At 65.2% G+C, this 9,524-nt stretch carries 9 protein-coding genes and 1 pseudogene; 4 read left to right on the top strand and 6 right to left on the bottom strand.

Annotated elements, in window-relative coordinates; translation table 11 throughout:
- Window positions 1-117: 117 nt before the first annotated feature.
- Complete coding sequence (locus tag KBX00_RS00600) at window positions 118-906, top strand: hypothetical protein (protein ID WP_210822106.1); 789 nt, start codon at window positions 118-120, stop codon at window positions 904-906.
- Entirely contained in the window at window positions 893-2,143 is a 1,251-nt protein-coding gene (locus tag KBX00_RS00605) for an XRE family transcriptional regulator (RefSeq protein ID WP_210822108.1), read from the top strand. The genes KBX00_RS00600 and KBX00_RS00605 overlap by 14 nt, the downstream gene beginning before the upstream one ends.
- Before the next feature lie 203 nt (window positions 2,144-2,346).
- Here KBX00_RS00605 and KBX00_RS00610 read toward each other — a convergent pair whose 3' ends face one another.
- Entirely contained in the window at window positions 2,347-2,871 is a 525-nt protein-coding gene (locus KBX00_RS00610) for a hypothetical protein (RefSeq protein ID WP_210822111.1), read from the bottom strand.
- 730 nt (window positions 2,872-3,601) lie between these two features.
- On the opposite strand from KBX00_RS00610, the pseudogene KBX00_RS29765 reads away from it, so the two are divergent.
- A pseudogene (locus KBX00_RS29765) lies at window positions 3,602-3,718 on the top strand (CBS domain-containing protein); the annotation flags it as partial.
- A 3-nt stretch (window positions 3,719-3,721) separates the two neighbouring features.
- On the opposite strand, the gene KBX00_RS29770 reads toward KBX00_RS29765, so the two are convergent.
- A complete protein-coding gene (locus KBX00_RS29770) occupies window positions 3,722-4,018 on the bottom strand; it encodes a DUF294 nucleotidyltransferase-like domain-containing protein (RefSeq protein ID WP_374225233.1) in 297 nt (98 codons plus the stop codon).
- Window positions 4,019-4,314: 296 nt separating this feature from the next.
- Here KBX00_RS29770 and KBX00_RS00620 point away from each other — a divergent pair, with 296 nt between their 5' ends.
- Window positions 4,315-5,490 (top strand): DEAD/DEAH box helicase family protein, encoded by a 1,176-nt coding sequence (locus tag KBX00_RS00620; protein ID WP_169596970.1) that lies wholly within the window; start codon window positions 4,315-4,317, stop codon window positions 5,488-5,490.
- A gap of 277 nt (window positions 5,491-5,767) precedes the next feature.
- Here the strand turns inward: KBX00_RS00620 and KBX00_RS00625 are convergent, their stop codons facing one another.
- The 4 genes from KBX00_RS00625 to KBX00_RS00640 all read right to left on the bottom strand — a co-directional run bounded on the left by KBX00_RS00625 (window position 5,768) and on the right by KBX00_RS00640 (window position 9,342).
- Complete coding sequence (locus KBX00_RS00625; RefSeq protein ID WP_210822117.1) at window positions 5,768-6,166, bottom strand: Imm1 family immunity protein; 399 nt, start codon at window positions 6,164-6,166, stop codon at window positions 5,768-5,770.
- A complete protein-coding gene (locus KBX00_RS00630; protein ID WP_169596968.1) occupies window positions 6,166-6,519 on the bottom strand; it encodes a DddA-like double-stranded DNA deaminase toxin in 354 nt (117 codons plus the stop codon). Before KBX00_RS00630 ends, KBX00_RS00625 begins: the two co-directional genes overlap by 1 nt.
- A 233-nt stretch (window positions 6,520-6,752) precedes the next feature.
- Window positions 6,753-7,280 carry a DUF6244 family protein gene (locus KBX00_RS00635; RefSeq protein WP_210822119.1) on the bottom strand — a complete coding sequence of 176 codons (528 nt, stop codon included), beginning with the start codon at window positions 7,278-7,280 and terminating at the stop codon, window positions 6,753-6,755.
- Window positions 7,281-7,845: 565 nt separating this feature from the next.
- Window positions 7,846-9,342, bottom strand: coding sequence for a DNA phosphorothioation-associated putative methyltransferase (locus KBX00_RS00640; protein ID WP_210822121.1), 1,497 nt, complete (start codon window positions 9,340-9,342; stop codon window positions 7,846-7,848).
- Between the last annotated feature and the right edge of the window lie 182 nt (window positions 9,343-9,524).

Consider the following 9,524-nt stretch of genomic DNA (forward strand, 5'->3'; position numbering starts at 1 on the left):
CGAAGGCGGCGTAATCTGCGGGAACACACTCAGCGTCACCAAAGTGGCGTCATCGCGCTCAAAACTAAAGCACAGATGCTAGCCTTCTGCACGCAGGTAAAGCATGAGGGGAGAACCGTGTCGAAGAAGATCCGGCCGGCAGCGTGGGCGGCGTCCCTGTTCGGCCGCGACGTGGCAGCCACGCTGACGCAGGCCATCCCGTCGGCCATCCAGGCCGCCGTCGGACGGCAGATGGACGGCCACCACGCGGTCCGCCTGACGTCGCGCCACGCCTTCGGCGGAGGCTGGCCGGCGCGGTACGAGGAACTGGTCAACCACCTCGGTGAGGTCCCCGGCGCCCAGACGGTGCGCCCGCTCGGCAAGAGCTACCGCATCGTCGTCATCAACAACGTCGCCGTGCTGCCAGTGGAATACGCGAAGGACCTCGCGACCGCCTACGACAGCCCTCGCGCCCTGAGGAAGATCAACAAGACGACGCTGGAGCTAGCGCGGCTCTTCGGCCCCAAACCCGATCATGAGCAGCCGGCTTTCGAAGGGATGGAGTCTGAGTCGGACGCCCATACCACCGACGTTCTGCGAGGGCTGGAACCAGACGGTATCGTGATCATCTACTACGCCGCGCACGAGCGGCACGGGCTGCTCAACATCGGATGGGGCCAGATCAGCGTGAGCCAGACCGGCGCAGCGAGCTGGGTATCCGCACAACCCCTGCTCGTCCCGTCCGCAGACCCGATCCCCGGACTTCGCCTGGTAACCCAGCCGTCGGCCTCGGCCGCGTCGCCGCGATTCGACCAGGCCGAGCTGGCCAGCCCGACGCTGCGCGCCCGTACCGCCGCTGAGCAGGCCACCGTCAGCCCCGTAGCCGAACACAGCGACCACCAACAGCGAAGCGATGCCCAGAACTGACGAGCCCGATGACCTGTTCTCTGCCGGCGGCCTCCCCGTGGAGTCGCCCTCGGGGTCAGCCAGTGCTGTCGCCAGGCAGTTCGACTCGGCACGTCTGACACAAGCTCGCCAGCTCGCCGGGCTGACCAAGAAGGAGCTCTCCGACCGGGTCGGGGTCAGCGCCGCGGCCATCGGCCAGTACGAATCAGGGGCGCGGCCACGCCCCGAGATTCTGATCGCCCTCGCCGATCACCTCGGCTACCCCGTCGGCTTCTTTCAGGTCGGGCGTCCCTACGCCCGCCTCGACTCCTCCGCAGCGCACTTCCGCCATCTCCGTGAGACACGCTCCTACCAGCGCGCCAAGGCCGTCTCCTTCACCGAGCAGGTCTGGGAACTCATCTACGCCCTCGAACGGCGCGTCTTCCTGCCCCACGTAGACCTTCCCGGGTTCGCCGGCGGCGAGATCCATCCCGGCGCGAGCCTTCCCACCGAGCCGGTCCAAGCTGCCCGAGCTCTTCGTCAGCACTGGAATCTCGGCACCGCGCCCATTCCGCACCTCGTGCGCACTCTTGAGGTCCACGGCATCGTCGTCGTCCATGCGCCAGCCGACGGCGACTTCCGTACCGTGGATGCTTTCTCGACCTCCCGGCTACCGCGGCCGTTCATTGTCATCAGTCGCGATCGATCCCAGGATGTATACCGGCAGCGCTTCACCGCCGCGCACGAACTCGCCCACCTCGTACTCCATGCCGACGCCCTTCCCGGTGACTCCAGGCATGAACGGGACGCCGACGCCTTCGCCGCGGAATTCCTCACTCCGCGCGATAGCATCAGCCCCCTCCTGCCCGCAAGGGTGAACTTTGCGGCGTTCGCTGAGCTCCAGCGCACGTGGGGTACGTCGATCCATAGCCTCATCTACCGCTGCCGAGAAGTAGGCCTCTACACGGACACTACTGCGGCACGCGCCTACCAACGCCTCAACCAGTCCAAACCAGCCCTGGAACCTATCGACGGCTTCCCCGGTGAACAGCCGACACTCCTAAGAAGAGCCTTCGAACTGGCCGCCGAGCATGGGCTAACCATCTCCGCGCTGGCGCAGGAACTGCGCTGGCCGGTGGAGCGGATCCGGCAACTACTTGGTGCTGTCACCGACCGCCCAACACTCAACCTCATAGCCGGCGGTAAAGCGGCGGAGCAGCCATCGCCAATGACTGATCGCATTCGTCATTTACGGGCAGTTGCTACGGACATGGCCTAACGACCTCCGTTGGGACACGTCTCCAACAACCCCGAGTAGCCGTTCAGCCTGAGCGGCAGAGCCGCATTGACGGGCCTGCCTCGCTGAGTGCCAGGATCCGTGCCAACTTGGCCTCCACAGGCTGGGTTCCGGGCGGGTTCCAGGGCAGAGGGTCAAGTTCAGCCGGCGTTGACACCCGCAGCAAGCCGCGCTGCCCGCGGCCGTCATGCAGGCCGAAGCGTCAGAGACGACCTACATGACGGGCAGGAGACGCTCACCAGCGTGCAGTCGTCGGCGCATGGGCTCCAGTCCCGGCAGCGGTGGCATTCCCTGTCGGGATCGTGCCGAGTCGTCGCCGGCTGCCGGCAACTGTTGCAGATCCACCAACTGTCCGCCGGTGCCATGGGCTGCGGAACCGTCAGCAGGTGAAACTGTCCACGGACGGTGTAGCTGCGCCCGCCCGTCAGCTGGACCAGCCCTTCGCGCAGGACGCCAGCCGCGTAGTCGGCGGTCCATTGGACGATCTCTGCTCTCGCGCGCCGTTCGGCTTCCACGGCCTGCGCGACCTCTGCCCTGGAGATCATCCATCGACCGGAGACCTTCACTACCGGCACTCGCTGGCCGCCCATGGACACAGTGCCGCCTCGATGCGCCTGACTGCGGTACCAAGAATACGCGTTTCCACCGCCGAAGGTGGCCACGCCTTCGGCCAGCGGGATTAGGTCAGGACCCGCATCCATGATCGACAACCTTCCTCCAGCAATTCCAGAGCTGGCGGGAGACCGCTAGAAAGGCCATAGTATGCCCGGCCACCGACAGGACGGCGAGGTCGAGACGAGAGCCCTTTCAAGGTGTTTTCGTCCGGGACAGCGGCTGTCGTTCGACAGCCGTCTGCAGGTCCCCGCACGACGGCAGCGCTCTACCTGCCCACCGCGACGACCCAGGAGCTGAGGCCGACGGCGATCAGCTCGCCGAGTACCGGACTCAGCGCCCCCCGCGGCCGGCGGAGTATCGTCCGTCGATCCAGAGGCACGGCGGGGACGGTGCCTGTCACGCCTGCGTCGACAACTTCTTCCCCGACGGACATCTCGCCGAGGGTGCGGGCACGGGCGGGTCGTGCGGCAGGTTGGTCGCCGCGATGCTATCGGTGATCCGGCTCCTTCCTGCCCGTCGGACGCGGTACTCGCTCCCGCATCCAGTTCGAGGGTTGCCAGCCGACCGCGGTCAACGCCTCGGTTATGAGAACTGGCGATAGGTCACGGCCGGCTACGCGAAGCGGCCCTAATCGGGAGGAAGTAGCTCTACTTCCGAGTTAGTTGTGTCATCGAGCCGCTAGGCAGGCCGGGGCTGGACGAAATGGCATGTCCCAGTAGGCTCAGCGCGAAGCAGTGAGTTGCTGGGGAGGTGGCACGACTGAGCCGCACGACGCCGCAGCACAACTTCCTGCGTGTGGGTCAGGTGGTGCCGACTGATCAGGAGGTGGCCACTTTCGAGATCGCGACGTCGGTCTCGGACGCGCTCACGATGATGGCCCATCACGGCTTCGATCAGGTGCCGGTGACATCTAACGGCGTGGTGGTGGGCGTATTCAGCTACCGGTCACTTGCGCTGAACCTCGGCGTCGTACGCCGGCAGGACAGCCCTCTGTCCTACCCTGTCGGCGATTTCCTTGAAGACCTGGCCTTCGTCAGATCCGGCTCTGAGGTCGAAGACGCGTTGGATGCGCTCCACCAGAAGGGGGCGGTCCTGGTCGGTGATGAGGAGCGACTGCTTGCGGTCGTCACTGCCGCCGACGTGAACAGCTACCTTTGGACCGCGACAAGGCAGTTCATGATCGTACGCGACGTCGAGTTGGCGACGCGCTACCTGGCTCAGCGGGCGTGCGCTACCGAAGATGAGCTCCGCGCTCTTGTTGCAGCAGTTCGGCCCGCAGACGCCAACGGCACCGCCGCTGCGCGTCTAGAGGATCTGACCTTCGGCGAGCTGATTTCCGTCATCAACAGTCCCGAGCGGTTCGGTCGGGTCTTCAGCCGCACCTTCGGCAGCAGTCGCGAGTTGGTCTTCTCCATGCTTGAACCCGTGCGGGATGTCCGCAACAAAGTCTTTCACTTCCGCGACGCGGTAACACCGGATGAAGTTGACCTTGTCATGAATGCCCGTGTGTGGCTGCAGCGCAGGGTCAGGATGGTGCAATGACCGCTCGCACACCTGCTCATATCCTGCTCGCCGAGCGGTTGGACCGCGTCCGCAACGCGCGTCATATAGTGCTGCACGCACCGGCCGGTTCCGGTAAGACGCGGATCCTGGCGGACATTATTGCCCGCGCCGCTGAATCCGGTCTCGTCCTGGTCGTGTCCTCGCGTCGCGAGCTACTCGCGCAGTGGGCCATGGTGTTGCTAAGGAACCACGCCGCCACACCGCTACGCGATCTGGACCCTGACCTGGCGTTGGAGCTTGCCAGCCTCTCGCCGACCCAGCCCCACCACGACCACGGGGTTCTCCTCACGACCACGGCAAACGTCCGGCGCGGTCCTGTACGGCTCGCGCTGCAGTCGCTTCCCTTGGCCCTATTCCTCCTCGATGGCCTTCCGAGGCCCGACAGTGCCACGCTGGCCGCCGTCATCGGCATCGTCGACCGGGCTCGTCAGACCATCGTGGTTGACCAAAACGCACAAGAGGACACGCCCTCGTGGCTCCAGCATCCCGAGCTGGTTCAGCTCACCTTGGCTGAGGTAATCGCCATGAGCAGCAAGAGCCACGTCAGTCCAGAAGACTATGTGGTGACGCTCGGCGACGGTGAACGCGCGATCTTTCAGCAGGCCGCGACATTGCTGGACAAGCGACACGGCATCCGTAGCCGACCCGCCCTGCACTCGGCACTCATGCAGTTGATCAGTGAGGGGCAGGTTACGAGCCGGGACGACCAGGGCCGCGTGAAGATGGCATGGAGCCTTGTTGACTCTCTCGAAGGCCTCGGCCCAGATCCACGGTTGGCGGCGATGACAGAGGCGGTCCTGCACAGAAAGCAGTCCGGCCCCGTCATCGTGGTGACTGGTCCCTTGCGTGCCGAGGTCGAGTACGTGCGGGATCACCTGACCGCCCACGGAATCCGGACAACTGAGTGGACGATGCAGGATCCGCCGCAAGCATTAGCTACGGCGGCCGACCGCGACCCACTCCCTGTCATCGTTGCCACCCCCAGCGGCCTGGAGGTAGGTGAATCACTACTACAAGACACCACGCTGGTTTACTTCACCAGACCGCGAAGCGACACCGATCGTGCGTGGCTTCTGAGCGCACTGCATACCGGCATGGCTCGCGGCGCAGTTCTGCCTGTCGATGAACCGCCCATTGCATCCGGAAGCTGAGCTAGCGAGGCTGGTCCGACTCCAGCGGGGTCGGTGAACCGGAGTTCGGCCGTCGCTTCCGCCTCGCCGCGTCGCCGTAGTCCGGCAGTTCGTTCGCGGGGCCTCCGGAGGGCAAGCTTGGGCTCTAGACCACGGACACCTCCGACGCCAGGCAGCCCCGTCGTGCCGCCCGCGCACTCAGAATGACCTGGCACGCTCGCGCGCCGGCCGTTGCTAAGACGGAACCAAACGCCTACAGGCGTGAGGATCTGGTTGCTACTCGAATCAAGGCCATGGGTCAGGATGAAGGCCGCGCCTCGCTCCAGTTCACGTTCGTGGGGCGCTGCCGGGTGACGACGTACTCGACGACCGCGGCGCGGGCGGCGGCCGGCGTCGTACGGACGAGGTCGGCGGAGATGTCTACCAGGCCGGTGTCGGGAGACTCGTAGACCGTAATCGCTTTGTCAGGTTCCTGGTCGGCGACGTAACCACCGTCAGGCAGCCATCGCACCGCTGCCCGGCCGGCGTCAACGTCGATGTCGACGCGTAGTACGGGTAGATCGCCGGTCCCGATGGTGATCGTCTGTCCACAGCCTCCATGGGGCATGATCGTTTCGATCTGCTCGTCGAAACGACGGCCCGCCTCCTGCGGGTTGGTCAGTTCGTAGGAATGGCCGTGGTAGTCACGCAGCAGCATCAACGGGTGATCCTCTCTCCGGTGCCGGTGTAGACACGGTGCCACCATGTAGCTCCGCCGTCACGGGTGACCCACACGCGCAGGCGGCTTCCTTGCGGAAGGATGGCGGGTAGGACTTTGTCGCAGGTCCAGGGGTAGGCCTGGTCGCGGTCGTTTGTGCCGCAGACCGTGTTGTCAACCGCCAGATCGGCCTCGACGCTACCGGTGCGGCGCATCCGCGCCGCGGCCTTCGACTCCGCGTGGTCGTAGAAGGTGACGGGAGGACCGCGTAGCGGGTCGTGGTCAAGGTCAGCGGCAAGGGACCGGTCACCGCCGCCGGAGAAGAAAACCTCTTCACCGTTGAACAGCCCCAACGTGGGACGGGTGCTACCAGCGGGCCGTGCCTGCAGACGACCAGCACCCGGCCGCACGCTGTCCGGCAATGTACCGGGGTCGACTGGTACCCAGTCCGGACCCACGGGCCGGGGCGTATCTGCCGGCGAGGTGGTGACGTCACCGGACAGGACTGCGTTTGAGCTGGTTGCGTTCTGGTCGAGATCGGAGGGAAATGTAGCGGGCGGTCGGGTGCCTTCGCCGCCGCCCGCGACTAGTTTCCCAGGTCACCGACCTGCCGGGCCTGCGCCAACGCCGTGTCGACGTGCTGCCGGGCCTCCACCCCGCGGCTTCGAAGAGTCGCCAGGATCTGCAGTATCTGTTGCAGCCGGGCCAGTGTCGGACCGGGCTGCCCTCCCTGCAACACCGCCGTGACGAGCCGTCGCGCCTCGTCGACGGCGGCTGCAGCCCCAGTGACATGACCGCTCACGGTGGTCAGCGCGGCCAGCACCGGTGTGAGCGCGGTGATCGTCTCCTGCGGCGACGGCTGCTGCGCCCCGGCGCCCACCGACCGCGACGCCTCACCCAGAGCGCCACCTGCCTCCGTCAGTTGGGACCGGGCCTGCCCGAGTACCTCCCGTACCCGAGCCAGCCCCACCGTGATGCCCACGAAGCCTGAGGCCACCGCCCTGGCGGCGATCTGCTCGATTGCCTGGTCGACCGCCCCGATCTCCTGCTGCGACCGGTCTGCCCCCGCCGCCATCGCCCGCAAATCGGCACCAATGGTGTCGGTCAGCGACATCGAGCCACCCTCCGCCTCAGAGTCCACAAGGACCGTGGAAGCGTAGAGACCGGTGGCGCGGGAACACAACCAATCAACGACGGACGCGGCCGGAGCCCCGATCCGGAAGTGCCGGTTCATCGGCGACACGAGCCACCGTGAGATCGCCTGCGCCCGCGGCGCTGGGGCCGGGCGCCGGTCCTGATACAGCCGTCCCCCACCGACCGGGTTAGCCCATGGCGCAGAGCGAAACCGACATCGTCATCGACGATGGGTCTGAGTTGCTCGATCTGCTGCACGAGGCTGAGCTGCCCTGACCTGCTCGACCGAATCGCTCTACCCGACTGACTACTGGGCACCGCATGAGAGCGGCCTCGCCCAGGACGGGGCGCCAGCGCTCCGGCACACCATCCAACGAGCGCAACCGAAGTCCCCAGGCCAGGAGCCTTCAGACTCTAGATCGACGCCGCCGATGTCGAGCCGGCAGGGCGACGTCTCGGCGGCTGATCTAGGGGTTGAGGCGATTCGCTCCTGAGGGCGGGTAGCGGGCGCGTCTGGTGGCGTTCAAGCCGGGATTTGAACTACGTCACTGGAAGCCGGTGGAGGAGGTCGTCGTCGTGATGCGGACGAGGCGGTGCCCGGCTAGCCGATAGCCCCGGTCCTGTAGCCGCTGCTCCCAACCGGCATGGGTGCCGATGGGAGCGGCTTCGTCCAGCAGCCCGGCACGCTCTTCCTGTTTGGTGAGACGCACGAACTTGTCGCGACCGGGGTAGTCAAGGGGAACGAACGTCTCTTTGCGATGCAGTACAGGCGGGTTGGTTGATCTACGAAAATCGGTGTACTTGACGTCCAGTTTCCTGAGATTTGCCCGCAAAGATGTCGCCAACGCGGGGTGCGGGGCACTGTCGAAGTCCGGGTACGAGAGGTAGGAAACCTTCGTCATCAACCGCGAAAACTTGATGACTGTGCATTCCGCCACTGTTCCCGTGAGCGCACGGGCGCATCCTTCGTACACGCGAAGAAGTGGGTCGAGCGCTTGGATTGCCGCTGCGTGGACGTACAGAGAATCAGCCGTCAGCTTCCCGACGCTGGAGGCACTGCACGCATTATTCAAAGCTTTCTGATCCGCAATGGCGTGCAACAGTTCATCCGCCTTGGAGCAGGCCGCCCGATAGGACCCGAATAGCGTTCGCACGTCGAGCGCTATTCCTTTGGGTAGGTCCGACGCCCTGGGACGTCCCCGAAAGGCAGCAAGTGCGAGGTAGGCCAGGAGATCTTGTTCCGCTTGCTGTCGGGCTCGTTCGAGATCCTTGTCCCAATCCTGGCTGCCGATAACATCACGCAACGTCGCTGCAGCTTGTTTCAGTGAAGGGAAGACGCGCAGGAGCCGACCCGCCGTTCCGGGGACTTCGTCTGAGTCAGGGAGTCGGCCACGGCTGGTAATGAAGGCGGCTAAGGCGTCCATATCTTCGCGGTGAGCGTCGTAGAGGGCTTGCCGGGTACGTGGCCGATACATTGGTGCTGGACGATGCCGCGTGCGTGACGCCAGGAAGGTTTGGGCATGAGTTTCCTGACGGAAGATATAGAAGATGCCAGGAGCGGCGGCGATACAGTCGGTGCCTAGCTGTAGGTTGATCCAGTTGCGCAGTTCCTCCTGAGCGTAGAACTTCTGAAAGGTGCCGCGCCTGGTGATGATTCCGTCTCCGTGACGGTGGCCAGTGACGGTTCGCGCTTCCCAGTCCGGTCGGGCTGCCACGACGAGTACCTGTCGGGCGAGTCTCCAGGCAGATGCCAACGTCTGGGCCCGTTCGATGGGGTCTTCGATGACGTTGATGACGTACCCGAGGTTGACTACATCCGCTGCGTGCCGTTCGGCGTTGGGGTTGTGCCCAGGGTCCCAGCCGTGGGCGGTGTAGCCCATGGCCCGGAGCCGTGCGACGTCTCCGCCGCGCCCGCAGCCATAGTCGAACAGCGACGACGTAGCGGCCAGAATGCCGTCGGCCACTGCCAGTGAGATGGGTTTGGACAGATGCCGACGGGCGATCGCTGTCTGGTGCCGGGGGATCGCCTGTCCGGTGTCCATGGCTCACGATTCTGCCGGTTCATAGCCGAGACTCGAAGCATACACACGGTAGGAGGTCTTCGCCGCCGTTTCACTGACCCGGCCACACTGCCCGAGCGACTCGGTACGCTTACTTAGCTATCCCATAGTTCAAACATCAGCATATCGACTTGACTGGGTCGAACATTCAGCGGTCACTGTCC

The organism is Micromonospora sp. C95 (assembly GCF_018070465.1).
Lineage (GTDB): Bacteria > Actinomycetota > Actinomycetes > Mycobacteriales > Micromonosporaceae > Micromonospora.